Annotated in this window: 12 protein-coding genes, 1 pseudogene and 1 riboswitch; of the genes and pseudogenes, 10 read left to right on the forward strand and 3 right to left on the reverse strand. The window is 72.6% G+C overall.

Going from position 1 to position 14,424, the window contains the following annotated elements; all coding sequences use genetic code 11:
- Positions 1–8 precede the first annotated feature (8 nt).
- From ACQP2F_RS03880 to thiC, 8 genes and pseudogenes are all read left to right on the forward strand, one after another.
- Positions 9–1,655, forward strand: coding sequence for an ABC-F family ATP-binding cassette domain-containing protein (locus ACQP2F_RS03880; RefSeq protein ID WP_433300667.1), 1,647 nt, complete (start codon positions 9–11; stop codon positions 1,653–1,655).
- Between the two features lie 36 nt (positions 1,656–1,691).
- A riboswitch (TPP riboswitch) is annotated at positions 1,692–1,803 on the forward strand.
- Positions 1,797–2,366, forward strand: a pseudogene (locus ACQP2F_RS03885) (thiamine phosphate synthase); the annotation flags it as partial. It overlaps the preceding riboswitch by 7 nt.
- A 158-nt stretch (positions 2,367–2,524) precedes the next feature.
- Complete coding sequence (gene thiO / locus ACQP2F_RS03890; protein ID WP_433300668.1) at positions 2,525–3,532, forward strand: glycine oxidase ThiO; 1,008 nt, start codon at positions 2,525–2,527, stop codon at positions 3,530–3,532.
- On the forward strand, positions 3,532–3,735 hold the full coding sequence (gene thiS / locus ACQP2F_RS03895; protein ID WP_433300670.1) for a sulfur carrier protein ThiS: 204 nt from the start codon (positions 3,532–3,534) through the stop codon (positions 3,733–3,735). The genes thiO and thiS overlap by 1 nt, the downstream gene beginning before the upstream one ends.
- 1 nt (position 3,736) lies before the next feature.
- Entirely contained in the window at positions 3,737–4,480 is a 744-nt protein-coding gene (locus ACQP2F_RS03900) for a thiazole synthase (protein ID WP_433300672.1), read from the forward strand.
- On the forward strand, positions 4,474–5,217 hold the full coding sequence (locus tag ACQP2F_RS03905) for a thiamine phosphate synthase (protein WP_433300674.1): 744 nt from the start codon (positions 4,474–4,476) through the stop codon (positions 5,215–5,217). The genes ACQP2F_RS03900 and ACQP2F_RS03905 overlap by 7 nt, the downstream gene beginning before the upstream one ends.
- A complete protein-coding gene (gene thiD / locus ACQP2F_RS03910; RefSeq protein WP_433300676.1) occupies positions 5,214–5,972 on the forward strand; it encodes a bifunctional hydroxymethylpyrimidine kinase/phosphomethylpyrimidine kinase in 759 nt (252 codons plus the stop codon). The genes ACQP2F_RS03905 and thiD overlap by 4 nt, the downstream gene beginning before the upstream one ends.
- A gap of 75 nt (positions 5,973–6,047) precedes the next feature.
- Complete coding sequence (thiC, locus tag ACQP2F_RS03915) at positions 6,048–7,577, forward strand: phosphomethylpyrimidine synthase ThiC (RefSeq protein ID WP_433300678.1); 1,530 nt, start codon at positions 6,048–6,050, stop codon at positions 7,575–7,577.
- Here thiC and ACQP2F_RS03920 read toward each other — a convergent pair.
- From ACQP2F_RS03920 to ACQP2F_RS03930, 3 genes are all read right to left on the reverse strand, one after another.
- Entirely contained in the window at positions 7,565–8,005 is a 441-nt protein-coding gene (locus ACQP2F_RS03920; protein ID WP_433300679.1) for a ribonuclease domain-containing protein, read from the reverse strand. The genes thiC and ACQP2F_RS03920 overlap by 13 nt on opposite strands.
- Positions 8,006–8,072: 67 nt before the next feature.
- The gene (locus tag ACQP2F_RS03925) at positions 8,073–9,278 is read right to left on the reverse strand and encodes a hypothetical protein (protein WP_433300680.1); all 1,206 of its coding nucleotides are present in this window, start codon (positions 9,276–9,278) and stop codon (positions 8,073–8,075) included.
- 98 nt (positions 9,279–9,376) lie between these two features.
- On the reverse strand, positions 9,377–10,543 hold the full coding sequence (locus tag ACQP2F_RS03930; protein WP_433300681.1) for an ABC transporter substrate-binding protein: 1,167 nt from the start codon (positions 10,541–10,543) through the stop codon (positions 9,377–9,379).
- 413 nt (positions 10,544–10,956) lie between these two features.
- On the opposite strand from ACQP2F_RS03930, the gene ACQP2F_RS03935 reads away from it, so the two are divergent.
- Both ACQP2F_RS03935 and ACQP2F_RS03940 read left to right on the forward strand, forming a co-directional pair.
- The gene (locus ACQP2F_RS03935; RefSeq protein ID WP_433300682.1) at positions 10,957–14,019 is read left to right on the forward strand and encodes a sensor histidine kinase; all 3,063 of its coding nucleotides are present in this window, start codon (positions 10,957–10,959) and stop codon (positions 14,017–14,019) included.
- Positions 14,016–14,423, forward strand: coding sequence for a roadblock/LC7 domain-containing protein (locus ACQP2F_RS03940; protein ID WP_433300684.1), 408 nt, complete (start codon positions 14,016–14,018; stop codon positions 14,421–14,423). The genes ACQP2F_RS03935 and ACQP2F_RS03940 overlap by 4 nt, the downstream gene beginning before the upstream one ends.
- Position 14,424 lies beyond the last annotated feature (1 nt).

Genomic DNA, 14,424 nt, shown 5'->3' on the forward strand with positions numbered 1-14,424 from the left:
GCGGGCCCATGGGGTACGTGGATGTCGCCGGAGCCGGTTTCGTGCTGCCCGACGGCCGGGAGCTGTTCGCCGACGTGTCGTTCCGGGTCGGTGAGGGCGCCAAGGTCGCGCTGGTCGGGCCGAACGGCGCCGGCAAGACCACGCTGCTGCGCCTGGTCGCGGGCGATCTGCCGGTGCAGGCCGGCACCATCGCGCGGTCCGGCGGCCTCGGGGTCATGCGCCAGTTCATCGGCATGATCGGCGATGACCGTACGCTCGAGGACCTCGCCCTTTCGCTCGTCGAGCCCGCGCTCGGCGCCGCCGGTGAGCGCCTGGCCACGGCCACCGCGAGCCTCGACGAGTCCGAGCGCAGCCAGTTGGCGTACGCGAACGCTCTCGCGCATTGGGGTGAGGTCGGCGGCTATGACGCCGAGGTCCTCTTCGACACCGTCGCGGTCGCCATCCTCGGCAAGCCGTGGGAGGAGGTCCGGCACCGCCCGGTGCGCACGCTCTCCGGTGGCCAGCAGAAGCGGTTCGCGCTCGACCTGCTGCTGCGCGGCCGCGACGAGGTACTGCTGCTCGACGAGCCGGACAACTTCCTGGACGTGCCGGGCAAGCGCTGGCTCGAGGCCCGGCTGCGCGAGTCGCCGAAATCGGTGCTCTACGTCTCGCACGATCGCGAGCTGCTGGCGCAGACCGCCGGCCGGGTGGTGGCGGTCGAGGGCGGCAGCGCGTGGACCCATCCGGGCGGCTTCGCGTCCTGGCACGAGGCCCGCGAGCACCGGCACGAGAAGCTCGAGGAGAACCGCAAGCGCTGGGACGAGGAGCACCAGAAGCTGCGCGAGCTGATGCTGATGTACAAGCAGAAAGCCGCCTACAACTCCGACATGGCCTCTCGGTATCAGTCGGCGCAGACCCGGCTCCGCAAGTTCGAGGAGGCCGGGCCGCCGCCGCTGCCGCCCAAGGAGCAGTCGCTGCGGATGAACCTGCGCGGCGGACGCACCGGCAAGCGGGCGGTGATCTGCGAGCAGCTCGAGCTGGAGAACCTGACGTTCCCCTTCGACCTCGAGATCTGGTACGGGGACCGGGTCGCCGTCCTCGGGGCCAACGGCACCGGCAAGTCGCACTTCCTGCGGCTGCTGGCGGCCGGCGGCACCGACCCCGAGGCGGAGAACAAGCCGGTCGACGGCGCGCCTCTGGCGTACGTGGCCCATGAGGGTGTGGCCCGGCTCGGCGCTCGCGTCCGTCCCGGCCATTTCTCGCAGACCCACGACCGTCCCGAGCTGCTCGACCGCACCCTGGTCGAGATCCTCTGGCGCGGCGACGATCATCGGTCGGGAATGGACCGGGCCGGCGCGATGAAGGCGCTCAACCGGTACGAGCTGGCCGGTCAGGGCGACCAGAAGTTCGGCACGCTCTCGGGTGGTCAGCAGGCCCGGTTCCTGGTGCTGATGCTGGAGCTGTCGGGTGCGACCGTGCTGCTGCTCGACGAGCCGACCGACAACCTGGACCTGGCGTCGGCCGAGGCGCTGGAGGAGGGTCTGAAGCAGTTCGAGGGGACCGTGATAGCGGTCACTCACGACCGGTGGTTCACCCGCTCCTTCGACCGCTTCGTGCTGTTCCAGGGCGACGGCGAGGTCATCGAGACGCCGGAGCCGGTCTGGGACGTTCGCTAGTTTTCTTGCCTCGGGCCGGTTATGGTCCGAGGCAAGACACAACCCCACGGGAGTCCGGTGCACCGGGCTGAGAGGGGGGCTGACGCGGCCCCCGACCGTCGAACCTGATCCGGATCATGCCGGCGCAGGGAGGAGCGTTCGTTGTTTCCTCGTTTGCATATCGTCACCGACTCGCTCGATGTCGTGCGCGGTGCCGTCGGGCACGGGCCGGTCGCCATTCAGGTACGCGTGAAGTCCTCGGACCGGTTGGCCTACGAGCTGACGGTGGCCGCCCTTTCGCTGTGCCGCGAGGCCGGCGCGATGTGCCTGGTTGATGATCGCGTGGGCGTGGCGCTCGCGGCCGGGGCGGACGGCGTGCACGTGGGCGCCGAGGATCTGCCGGTGGCGGCGGTGCGGCGGGTGCTGGGGCCGGCGGCGGTGGTCGGCGCCACGTGCCGGAACCCGGTCGAGGCGCGGGCCGCGGTGGCCGATGGGGCTACGTATCTCGGGGTCGGGCCGGCCTACGCGACGTCCACGAAGGACGGTCTGCCGCCGCCGATCGGGGTGGCGGGGGTGCGGGCGGTGGTCGAGGCGGTGCCGGGGACGCCGGTGATCGCGATCGCCGGCATCACGGCGTCGCGGGTGGCCGAGCTGCCGGGGCACGGGGTGGCGGTGGTCTCGGCCGTCGTCGCCGATCCGGCCGGCGCTACGGCGGCGTTCCTGCGCGCGCTCGATCAGCGCCCGCGGGATTTGCCGGATAAATCGGGCGCGGCGCCGGGCGCTGACGCGGCCGGCGCGGCTGACGCGGCCGGCGTGGGCGCCGCGGCCGGCGTGGCCGGCGTGGGCGTCTCGGGTGCTGCCGGCACGGGCGCGGGCGAACGGGGTGCGCGATGAGCGTGGCGATCGTCGGTGGCGGGATCATCGGACTCGCTGTCGGGTGGCGGCTTCTCGAGCGCGGCGTGGACGTCACCGTTTTCGACGACGGCCGGCTCGGCGCCTGGCACGTCGCCGCCGGGATGCTGGCGCCGAGCGGGGAGTCGGCCCACGAGCAGGAGGCGCTCGCCCGGCTGATGGCGGCCGCCGGCGAGCGCTGGCCGGCGTTTGCCCGCGAGCTCGGCGTCGAGATCGGCTTCGACGTGACCGGGACGCTCAGCCTCGCGATGACCGCCGACGACCTGGCCGCCGCCGACCGCGTCTGGACCCGGCACCGGCTCGCCCGGCTGCGCCCCTCCGAGCTGCGCGAACGCGAGCCGGCCCTGTCGCCGCGGGTGCGGGCCGGCGTCTACTCGGCGAACGAGTGGCAGGTCGATCCCCGCCGGCTGGTGGCGGTCCTGCGCGACCGGCTGGCCGGGCGGATCGTCGCCAAGCGGGTCGAGTCGCTGTCCGAGGTGGACGCCGGGACGGTGGTGGTGGCGGCCGGTTGCGGGACGGCGGGACTGACCGGGCTGCCGGTGCGGCCGGTCAAGGGGCAGGTGCTGCGGCTGCGCGGGGAGCCGGGCCTGTTGCGGCACGTGCTCGACGCGACCGTCGACGGCCGGCACGTCTACGTCGTACCGCGGGCCGACGGTGAGGTGGTGGTCGGCGCGACCCAGGAGGAGCGGACCGACTCGCTGGTCACCGCCGGCGGCGTGCACGACCTGCTGCGGGCCGCGATCGACCTGGTGCCGGCGCTGGCCGAGCTCGAGCTGGCCGAGACGACGGTGGGCCATCGGCCGGGTACGCCGGACAACGCGCCGCTGCTCGGACGGCTCGACGGCGACGACCGGGTGATCGTGGCGGCCGGGCACTTCCGGAACGGGGTGCTGCTGGCGCCGATCACCGCCGATCTGATCGCCGGGCTGGTGGTGGGCGACGAGCCGGATCCGCTGCTGGCCCACTTCGCGCCGGGGAGGTTCTGATGCGGCTGACGGTCAACGGGCGGGAGCACGTCGAGAGCGGGGACGCCCTCTCGGTGGCGACCCTGGTCGAGCGGCTAACCGAGGCCCGGCGCGGGGTGGCGGTGGCGGTCAACGGGACGGTCGTGCCCCGATCGACCTGGGCGACGAGCGTCCTGGCCGACGGCGACGCGGTCGAGGTGCTCACCGCGGCACAGGGAGGCTGAGATGCTCTTCGGGGAGTCCCGCCTGATCCTCGGCACCGGCGGCGCGAACAGCCTGGCCGAGCTGGAGGAGGCGATCACGGCCTCGGGAACCGAGCTGGTCACGGTGGCGCTGCGGCGAGTCGATGCGGCCGGGCCGGGTTTGCTGCCGATGCTCGACCGGCTCGGCGTGCAGGTGCTGCCGAACACGGCCGGCTGCTACACCGCCGGCGACGCGATCAAGACGGCCCACCTGGCTCGCGACGCCTTCGAGACCGACCTGGTCAAGCTCGAGGTGATCGGCGACGAGCGGACCCTGCTGCCGGACGGGGTGGAGCTGCTGAGGGCGGCCGAGACGCTGGTCTCGGACGGGTTCCGGGTGCTGCCCTACACCAGCGACGATCCGATCCTGGCCCGCCGGCTGGCCGACGTGGGCTGCGTGGCGGTGATGCCGGCCGGTTCGCCGATCGGCTCCGGCCTGGGCATCTCCAACCCGCATCACATCCGGCTGATCCGCCAGTCGGTCGACGTGCCGGTGGTGCTCGACGCCGGCATCGGTACCGCGTCGGACGCGGCGCTGGCGATGGAGCTGGGCTGCGACGCGGTGCTCATCGCGAGCGCGATCACCCGGGCCGAGGATCCGGCGGGGATGGCGGCGGCGATGCGGCATGCGGTGGTGGCGGGGCGGCTGGCGTACACGTCGGGCCGGATCCCGCGTCGCTTCCACGCGGTGGCCTCCACATCGGACGAGGGGATCGCGCGGTGGTGACGCCGAGCGGTCTGGTGCTGCTCACCGATCGGCGGCTCGCCTCCGGCTCGCTCATCCGGGTGGTCGAGCGGGCGGTCCGCGGCGGCGTCGCGTGGGTCATCCTCCGGGAGCGCGATCTCCCGTACGCCGAGAGACGCACCCTGGCGCTGCGACTGCGCGACCTGCTGCCGCCGGGCCGCCTGATCGTCGCCGGGCCCGACCCGCTCGGCGCCGACGCGGTCCACTTGGCCGAGGCGGATCCGCTGCCCGCGGCCGATGTCGCGCTGATCGGCCGTTCCTGCCACGCCGCCCCCCGACTGACCATCGGCCTGTGGACGACGGCGCGGAATTCGTCGTACCCGGGCGCTAAGGTCGCCCCACCCAGTGAACGGGGTGGGGTTTCGGCGGACCCGAGGGTCGAGGACTACGTGACGCTGTCGCCCGTGTTCCCGACGCTCAGCAAGCCCGGCTACGGCCCGGCCCTGCCACTGCCCGACGCCGCGGCGCTCGCGGGCGAGGTGCCGTGGCTCGCGCTCGGCGGCATCGACTCGCCGTCTCGGGCCGCGGCGTGCGCGGCGGCCGGCGCCCACGGCATCGCGGTGATGGGAGCGCTGATGCGGGCCGACGATCCGGAGCGGGTCGCGCGCGAGTTGGCCGCCGCGTTCGGCGCCGCGCGGGTGGCAAGGGCTGCACGCGACCGGCGACCGACGGCCGCCGCGGTCGCCGCCGGCGTTGCGGAATGGAACGATCCGCGATGACTCCGCCGGTGGTGCTGACCATTGCCGGGTCTGACTCGGGCGGCGGCGCCGGGATTCAAGCGGATCTCAAGACGATCGCGGCGCTGGGCGGATATGGCGTCTCGGTCGTCACGGCGATCACCGCGCAGAACACGCTCGGTGTCACCGGTATCCACCCCATTCCGATCGAGATGGTGGAAGCGCAGCTCGAGGCGGTGCTGGGCGACTTCCCGGTGGCGGCGGTCAAGGTGGGCATGATCGGCGACCGGAAGGTGGCCGAGCTGATCCTGGGACTGGGGGAGCGGCTGCCGAACCTGGTGGTCGATCCCGTGCTGGTGGCGACCTCGGGGGCGAAGCTCGCGGATGCGGCGCAGGTGGGGCCGCTCCTCGCGTACGGCTGCATCCTGACGCCGAACCGGCAGGAAGCCGCCGCCCTCACCCGGAGCCCGGTCGAGACGGCCGAGGAAATGATCTCGGCGGCCGTCCGGCTCGCCGAGGCCGGACCCCGCGCGGTGGTGGTGACCGGCAGCGAGCTCGCCGTCGACGTGCTGCGGCACGGCGGCGAGACCACGATTCTGCGCGGCGAAGCGGTCGCCACGCGCAACAACCACGGTTCGGGATGCACGTTCTCGTCGGCGCTCGCGACGCGGCTGGCGTTCGGCGACGACGTGCCGACGGCGGTGAGCGCGGCCAAGAGATACGTGACGGCCGCGCTGCGAGGTGGTCGTGAATGGCGGCTGGGCGCCGGGCCCGGACCGCTGAACCACTTCGCCTGATTGTCGTTCGGGCCCGGTGTCGGGGATTCTTGCTGCCTCCGACCGTCCATTATGCACCGATTTGGGGAGGAAAAGATGAGGCGGAAGGTGTACGTCGAGGGCTCGCGGCCGGATGTTCGCGTCCCCTTCAACGAGGTCGAGCTGAGCGACGGCAACGCGCCCGTTCGGCTCTACGACACATCCGGGCCGGGGAGCGACCCGGAGATCGGGCTGCCGCCGCTGCGTTCGGGGTGGACCACGCGCGGCACCCAGCTCGCGCACGCCCGGGCCGGGACGATCACCCCGGAGATGGAGTTCGTGGCGATCCGGGAAGGGGTCGACGCGGCGGTCGTGCGGGACGAGATCGCGGCCGGCCGGGCCGTGCTGCCGGCCAACCGCAACCACCCGGAGAGCGAGCCGATGGTGATCGGGTCGCGGTTCCTGGTGAAGGTCAACGCCAACATCGGCACCTCGGCGGTGACCTCGTCGATCGCCGAGGAGGTGGACAAGATGACCTGGGCGACCCGGTGGGGCGCCGACACGGTGATGGACCTGTCGACCGGGCCGCGCATCCACGAGACCCGGGAGGCGATCATCCGGAACGCGCCGGTGCCGATCGGGACCGTGCCGATCTACCAGGCGCTGGAGAAGGTCAACGGCGATCCGCTCAAGCTCTCCTGGGAACTGCTCCGCGACACCATCCTCGAGCAGGCCGAGCAGGGGGTCGACTACATGACCATCCATGCCGGGGTGCTGCTGCCGTACGTGCCGCTGGCCGCCGAGCGGGTCACCGGGATCGTCTCCCGCGGCGGCTCGATCATGGCGGCCTGGTGCCTGGCGCATCACGAGGAGAACTTCCTCTACACGCACTTCGAGGAGCTCTGCCGGATCTTCGCCGAGTACGACATCACCTTCTCGCTCGGCGACGGCCTGCGGCCGGGGTCGATCGCCGACGCCAACGACGAGGCCCAGTTCGCCGAGCTGCGGACGCTGGGGGAGCTGACCCACCTGGCCTGGGAGCACGATGTGCAGGTGATGGTCGAGGGGCCCGGCCACGTGCCGATGCACAAGATCAAGGAGAACGTCGACCGGCAGGTCGAGCTGTGCGGCGGGGCGCCGTTCTACACGCTCGGGCCGCTCACCACCGACATCGCGCCCGCCTACGACCACATCACCTCGGCGATCGGGGCCGCGATGATCGGCATGTTCGGTACGGCGATGCTCTGTTACGTGACGCCCAAGGAGCACCTCGGCCTGCCGGACCGCGACGACGTCAAGGCCGGCATGATCGCGTACAAGATCGCGGCGCACGCGGCCGACCTGGCGAAGGGTCATCGGGGCGCCCAGGAGTGGGACGACGCCCTGTCCAAGGCGCGGTTCGAGTTCCGCTGGGAGGACCAGTTCGAGCTGGCCCTCGATCCGGAGACGGCTCGGGCGTACCACGACGAGACGTTGCCGGCGGCGCCCGCGAAGACCGCGCACTTCTGCTCGATGTGCGGGCCGAAGTTCTGCTCGATGCGGATCTCGCATCAGCTCCGCGAGCAGGGTCTCCGCGAGAAGTCGGAGGAGTTCCGCGCCGCCGGCGGCAAGGTCTACGTCGAGGTGACGCCGGCTCAGAGCTTGTAGAACGTGACGTAGTGGTCGGGGGTGAACCAGGTCTCCTTGGTCGACCGGTTCACCACGATCCGGTACGCGTCCCGGGCCGCGCCACGCGCCCGCGGGTACACGTCGTACTCGTTGTAGCTGGCCCCCGACGGCAGCTCGCCCTCCCGGTTCTGGAAGGTGCCGCCGGTGTAGTTGTACTGGCCGTACGGCCAGGAGTACCAGCCCGAGCTCAGCGGCCAGCCGAGCGAGCTCCAGCCGCTGCGCGCGGTGCGGGCGGCCGAGCAGCGCGAGATCGTGCAGGAGGAGTGGACCGTGGCCTGGGCGGCGGCGGTGTGGGTGGGCGCCACCACGGCCGGCGCCACCAGGCCGGTGCCGGCCAGGCCGAGGGTGAGGGCGAGGCCGGCGAGGAACCGGCCGATGCGGGTACGGGGTTTCCGGTCGGCGTTCATGGAACGATCGTCGGCGAAATTATGACCGCTGGGTACATCCCCGACCGGTCATTCCATCGGTATTCGTCTATCCGTTACCCAGCCCGCTGACCCACTCGGTGACCTCGTCGGCCTGGTTGCCGCGCCGGCCGCGCCCGCGCTGGGGCTGCCCCGGAACCTGGGCCGTGGCGGTCGCCGTCGGCTGGTGTTGCTGCTGCTGGGGCGGCGTGAAGCCGTCGAACGAGGGTGCGTCCGGCATCGAGAAGACCCCGGTGTCGGAGGGGCGCAACTGCTCCTCGGGCCGCTGGGCGGCGGCGGACGCGGCCTGGGCGATGGCCGAGGCCGGCCGGGCGTCGCGCTTGGGCAGCGGCGGCCGGTGCGGGGTCGGCTCGGCGCCGGGCGCGCTGCCCGGGCCGGTCGACGAGCCGGAAGACGAGCCGGATGACGGGCCGGTCGACGGGCCCGTGCGCAGCACGGCCGCCAGCACCGAGCCGAGCACGCCGGCGCCGGCCGCGGTCATCGCCGCCCAGTAGGGCACCGCCTGGAACCGGCCGGGGCCCGAGCCCGGGCCGGCGATCAGATAGGCCGTGGTGAGCAGGGCCGGACCGGCGAGGCCGGCGAGGGCGATCGTCAGCGTGGACATGCCCCGGCGGCGTGCCGCGAACCCGATGGCGACCCCGCTGACCAGGGCCAGGGCCGGCATCGTGAACAGGGCCGTCCGCTGGGTCACCGAGGAGGAGAGGAATCCCGCGTCGAGCACGCCGAGGCGTACCCAGGGAAGGGTCTTGCCCGGCGCCATCGAAGGCGCCACCGACAGCACCGCGAGCGCCCAGATCGCGACGCCCACCGCGGTGAGGCTCCAGCGCGCCACCTGACGGCTCAGCGCCGCGTACGCCGCGAAGATGCCGGCCGCCGCACCCAGCGCGGCGCCGATGCCGATCACCAGGACCGGCTGCACCCCGGCGACGATCGCGCCCCGGGCCGGCTGCATGGTCAGCGGAACCACCACCGCGGCGCCGAGGCCGGCGGCGGTCGCCGTGACGAGCCGGGTCCCGGCGCCCGAGCCCTTCGGCAGGTGCGGCCGGCCGGCCATGCCGCCCACCACCGCGGAGGTCATCGCGAACCAGGCGACCCAGGCCAGCTCCGCCGTCCAGTGGTCACGCATGGTGATATCCAGCGCGCGGTTGGGCGCCACGATGCCGAGGCCGTAGGCCAGCCCCAGCTGGCTGGCGCCGGCCAGCGCGGCGACGCCGAGCGTGACCCCCAACAGTTTGGCCGAGGTCCGGAATGCCATGCGGGGCAGGTTACGGATCCGTGCCCCGCCGCGCCACTCCGGGACCGTTTCTTGATTAATCGTTCTGGTGATTACTGTTGGTTAACCGGCATGATCACTTATGACGCCAGTCGCCAGCGGCCGGCGCGGGCGACCAGAAGCGTCAGCGCCTGCGGCATGAGGCCCGAGTGGTTGGCCGGGGTGAGGCGGATCGGGCCGGAGATGCCGTCGGTCTGCGAGGTCTCCAGGATCGCCCGGATCTGGTCGCGGTCGCCGCCGACCCGGGCCACCGCGGCCGCGATCAGGTCGACCGCGTCGGCCGCGAACGACGCCACGCCCGAGTAGCTGCCGTACCGCGAGATGTAGTCGCGGAACCACTGCTTGCGGGCGGCCTTGGCCGGGGTCGTCGCGATCACGTCGTCGATCGCCAGGATCTGGGTGAACACCATGGTCGTGTTGTTGGTGGCGGCGGCCGAGGCGAGCGGCAGGAACATGTCGCTGGCAGCGGCGGCGTCGAAGTAGATCTTGCCGGCGTACCCGGCGCGCTTGGCGCTGGTGGCGGCGAGCGCGGCCTGGTCCGGCGAGGCGAGCACGATCAGCGCGGCCGGCTCGCCCGCGGTCAGCGTCTCGATCGCCTGGGTGACGTCGGTGGCGGTCGGCTTCACCGGGGTCGCGCCCTTCAGCGCGATCTTCGCCTTGCCGAGCTCGCCGGTCAGAGCGGCCTTGCCGCCTTTGCCGTAGAGGTCGTCGGAGTAGAGCACCGCCGCGTTCGGCACCTTGAGGCGGCGGAGCTCGGCGACCATCGCGGTGGCGCTGTCGGCCGAGTTGGGCCCGAGCTTGAAGAGGTACTGCCGGTCGGCGATCGGCTGGGTGATCTCGTCCGAGGCGGCCAGCGCGATGGTCGGCAGCTTCTTGTCGTTGATCGTCTTGGCCGCGCCCACCACGCACGAGTCGCACGAGCCGCCGACCAGCGCGCCGACCGAGGGATCGTCGGCGAAGGTGCTGATGTTGCGCAGCGAGGTGGTCGGATCCGAACGGTTGTCCTGGGCGCGCAGCGCCAGCTTGCGCTTGCCCAGCCGGCCCGAGGCGTTCACCTGGTCGATCCGCAACTGCAGGGCGCGGCCGTACGCGAGGTCCACCGTGGACGAGTTGTTGAGGTCGGCCCCGATCACGATCGTGCCGTCGTCACCACCCGGATCTCCGTCGTCCGATGTGCAGCCGGTGAGCCCGGCGACCAGGAGAGCCGAGGCCACGACGGATGCCGTGGCGAGGCGGGGGAGCCTCACGGGGGTGCCTCCTCGCAGGGTGGTTACGCGGTACGCCGGCGGCAACGGTGACCGCCCGCCGACGTGCCCCTACGGACAACACGTCCGTCTGATCGCGCCAAACCTTGCCAACGTGATGGCGGCTGGTCAAGCCGGTGCTGAGCACCGGTTCGGGATGGCTGTCCCACATAATGGTTGGAATCTTGACGCCCCCGGGTAACCGGTAAGTCACGCTTTGTGTCCACTAAGACATTCGTGCACGTCAACGCGATGACGGTGTCGAAAGTGGAACCGAAAGGGTGGTTACTCATCGGACAACAAGTTTGTTTCCGGACGGGCCCAGACTTCCCAAACGGCAACGGTCTCTGATGAAATCGCCGGGCCGCAGCCTCTGGCGGGCGAAGAAACACGGGGATGATCACAGAGGAGAAGTCGTGAGCACCGGATCTTCGACCCTGGTGGCGGGCCGTGGCATCTTCCCGCGGCTCCGTGACGCGCGGATCCGGGCGAAGCTGGGACTGATCCTGTTCGTCCCGCTCGCCGCGGTGATCGTGCTCGCGACCGCCCGCCTGGTCGATGTCAGCCAGCAGGCCACGGCGGCCGGTCAGGTCGAGAAGCTGACCGAGCTCGGCACCGACGTCTCCGCCCTCACCCAGCTGCTGCACGCCGAGCGGATGGCGGCCGCCGAGTACCTCGCGACGCCGGGGTCCAAGCCGGACGCGTACACGGCCGCGGTCAAGGCCACGGATGCGGAGATCCAGGCGTACCGGACCAGCCGGCGCGCGCTCGACGACCCGCCGCCCACCGTGCAGAGCAACCTCGCGCAGATCGACGACAACCTGAACACCCTGGAGGACACCCGCAACCGGGTGGGCAAGCGGGACGGCCTGGGCGTGGCCGAGGCGATGTCGCGCTACGGCGTGGTGCTGGGCGACCTGCTCGGCTACGACGACGCGGTCAGCCAGTACGCGGGTGCCGACAAGGTCGGCGACAGCCTGCGGGCCACCAGCGGGTTCAGCAAGGCCAAGGCGGGTGCGGCCGAGCTGGACGCGATCGCGTACACGGCGCTGGTCTCCGGCGACCTGAGCGCCGAGCAGCGCAGCGCGTTCATCGCGGCCCAGACCGGCCAGCAGGAGGGCCTGCTGACGTTCGCGGCCTTCGCCACGCCGGCCCAGCAGTCGCTTGTGGACGACGTGGTCACCGGTGACGCGGTCAACCTCGCCGACCAGGTCTCGATCCGGCTCGGCCGGGGCCTGGCGATGCCGCCCGGCGAGGCGACGAACGCCTTCGGCGCGGTCGTCGACCTCATGCGCTGGGCCGAGCAGCAGCTGGAGTCCGAGAACGTCGCTCTCGCGTCGGACGAGAGCGACTCGGTCGTACGCCAGGCGGCCCTCGAAGCCGCCCTCGTCCTGCTCGTGCTCATCGTCGCCGTCGCGCTGGCCGTGATCCTGGCCCGCTCGCTCAACCTCTCGCTGCGCCGGCTCCGGGAGGGCGCGCTCGCGGTGGCCAACCGGGACCTGCCCGACGCCGTGGCCCGGCTGCGCGACGCCCGGACGATGGCCGAGACCAGCGCCGACGACATCATCGGCCAGATCCGGGACCCGATCCGGCTCTCCAACCGCGACGAGATCGGCCAGGTCGCCCAGGCATTCAACGTGGTGCACCGCGAGGCGGTCCGGATCGCGGCCGAGCAGGCCGCGCTGCGCACCAGCGTCTCGGCGATGTTCCTCAACCTGGCCCGCCGCTCGCAGAGCCTGGTCGACCGGATGATCGGCGAGCTGGACAGCATCGAGCGCACCGAGGAGGACCCGAAGCGCCTGGCCCGGCTGTTCGAGCTGGACCACCTGGCCACCCGGATGCGCCGCAACGACGAGAACCTGCTGGTGCTGGCGGGCGCCGACTCGAGCGCGCCGCGCCGGGAGGACGCGCTGCTGGTCGACGCGCTGCGGGCCAGCCAGTCCGAGGTCGAGCTCTACAACCGCATCGAGTTCGGCACGGTCGACACCGACGTCGCGATCGCGGCCCTCGCCGTCAACGACGTCGTCCGCCTGGTCGCCGAGCTGCTCGACAACGCCACCCGCTTCTCCCCGCCCACCACCACGGTCGTCGCCGACGGCCGGCGCATCCGCGACTACGTCGTGATCCAGGTGGAGGACCGCGGCCTCGGCATGTCCGAGGAGCAGATGGACTCGCTCAACCGCCGGCTCGCGGAGACGCCGAACGTCGACGTCGCCGCGTTCCGCCTGATGGGCCTGGCCGTGGTGAGCCGGCTCGCCAGCCGCTACGGCATCCGGGTCGAGCTGCGGGCCAACCTCGAGGGCGGCACCGTCGCCCAGGTCATCCTGCCGGCCAGCATCGTGGTGCTGCCGACCCGCGGCGGCGGCGCGCTGCCCGCCGGTCCGGTGCCCGAGCTCGGCGCGGCCCCGGCCGGCGGCTGGGACGCGATGGCCGGCCGGGCCGCCACCGCGACGCTGCCCGCCATCTCGCCCTCGTCCGCCCCGTCCTCGCCCTCGTCCGCCCCGTCCTCGTCCGCGCCGTCCTTCGGGCGCTGGCCGGACAACGAGTCGCCCCGGCCCGCGCACCCGCTGCTGCCCGAGTTCCCGTCGCAGCGCCCGGCTCCGAGCGATCCCGGGCCGACGCCGAACCGGCCGCCGCTGCCGACCCGGGTCGCCAAGCCGGTCAGCGCCGAGACCACCACGATGAACGGCTTCACGCCGGCCCCGGCGAACTCGGCCCCGGTGAACCCGGCCCCGGCGAACGCGGCCCCGGCGAAGCCGACCCCGACGTCGGCCCCGATGACGCCGGCCTCCGCGCCGCCGCAGCCGGACAGCGGCGGCTGGGGTGCCGCCCTGGCCGCGATGCCGCCGGTGCCGCCGCCCGCCTCCCCGGCGCCGGCCGCGCCCGAGGAGCGGTCCGAGTCGCCGATCTTCGTGCAGATGCAGCAGAGCTGGTTCCGGAACCACGACGGCGCGGCCACCGAGGAGTGGGGCATGCCGACCGCCGGGTACCGCCCGCCGCCGAACTCGAGCGCGGCCGCCTCTCCCGCGCCGTCCTCCTCTCCCGCGTCGCCGCCGCCTCCACCTGCTTCGCCACCCGCACCGGCGGCCGCTCCCGCACCGGTCTCGGGGCCGCCGCCGGCCGCAGCGGCACCACCCTCGTCGTCGTCCGCGGCGACCGGGCACAATGGATCGTCGGTTCCGCGGCCGCGGCCGGCCGCGGACGACCGGTGGAAGACGGCGGCCGACGACGGATGGAAGCGGGCCATGGCGGCGGCGGCACCGGTCGATGCCGGCACCACGCGGTCGGGCCTGCCCAAGCGCGTTCCGCAGGCGCAACTCGTGCCCGGCGGCGTGCAGACCGGGCCGCGAACCCAGAACCGTCGCAGCCCCGACGAGGTTCGTGGACTGCTGTCCGCGTACCACCGTGGTGTGCAACGAGGGCGAACGGACGGCACCGCCGAGTCCGCCGCCGTCCAGGCTAAGGAGAAGGACCAGTGACCAGGCCCCCCACCATGCATGACATGGGCTGGCTGCTCAACAACTTCGCCAACAGCGTCGCCGGCATCGCCCACGTCGTGGCGGTCTCGGCCGACGGTCTGTTGCTCGCGTCGTCCCGCGACCTGCCGACCGACCGTGCCGACCAGCTCGCCGCCATCGCCTCCGGCGTGGTGAGCCTCACCGAGGGCGCGTCCCGGATGTTCGACGCCGGCGCCGTCCAGCAGACGATCATCGAGATGGACAGTGGATATCTCTTCCTGATGTCCGTCAGCGACGGCTCGTCGATGGCCGTGCTCGCCGCCCGCAGCTGCGACGTCGGTCAGGTCGGCTACGAGATGGCCCTGCTCGTGGAGCGGGTCGGCGCGGCGCTGACGCCCGCGCCGCGTGAGACCGTCAGCCATTAGC

It is taken from the genome of Actinoplanes sp. CA-030573, assembly GCF_050951115.1.
Taxonomy (GTDB): domain Bacteria; phylum Actinomycetota; class Actinomycetes; order Mycobacteriales; family Micromonosporaceae; genus Actinoplanes.

Excerpts from the sequence above, each read along its gene's own strand:
- ACQP2F_RS03880 (WP_433300667.1), top strand. The coding sequence starts at position 9 with ATGGGGTACGTGGATGTCGCCGGAGCCGGTTTCGTGCTGCCCGACGGC.
- thiO (WP_433300668.1), top strand. The coding sequence starts at position 2,525 with ATGAGCGTGGCGATCGTCGGTGGCGGGATCATCGGACTCGCTGTCGGG.
- thiS (WP_433300670.1), top strand. The coding sequence starts at position 3,532 with ATGCGGCTGACGGTCAACGGGCGGGAGCACGTCGAGAGCGGGGACGCC.
- ACQP2F_RS03900 (WP_433300672.1), top strand. The coding sequence starts at position 3,737 with ATGCTCTTCGGGGAGTCCCGCCTGATCCTCGGCACCGGCGGCGCGAAC.
- thiD (WP_433300676.1), top strand. The coding sequence starts at position 5,214 with ATGACTCCGCCGGTGGTGCTGACCATTGCCGGGTCTGACTCGGGCGGC.
- thiC (WP_433300678.1), top strand. The coding sequence starts at position 6,048 with ATGAGGCGGAAGGTGTACGTCGAGGGCTCGCGGCCGGATGTTCGCGTC.
- ACQP2F_RS03920 (WP_433300679.1), bottom strand. The coding sequence starts at position 8,005 with ATGAACGCCGACCGGAAACCCCGTACCCGCATCGGCCGGTTCCTCGCC.
- ACQP2F_RS03925 (WP_433300680.1), bottom strand. The coding sequence starts at position 9,278 with ATGGCATTCCGGACCTCGGCCAAACTGTTGGGGGTCACGCTCGGCGTC.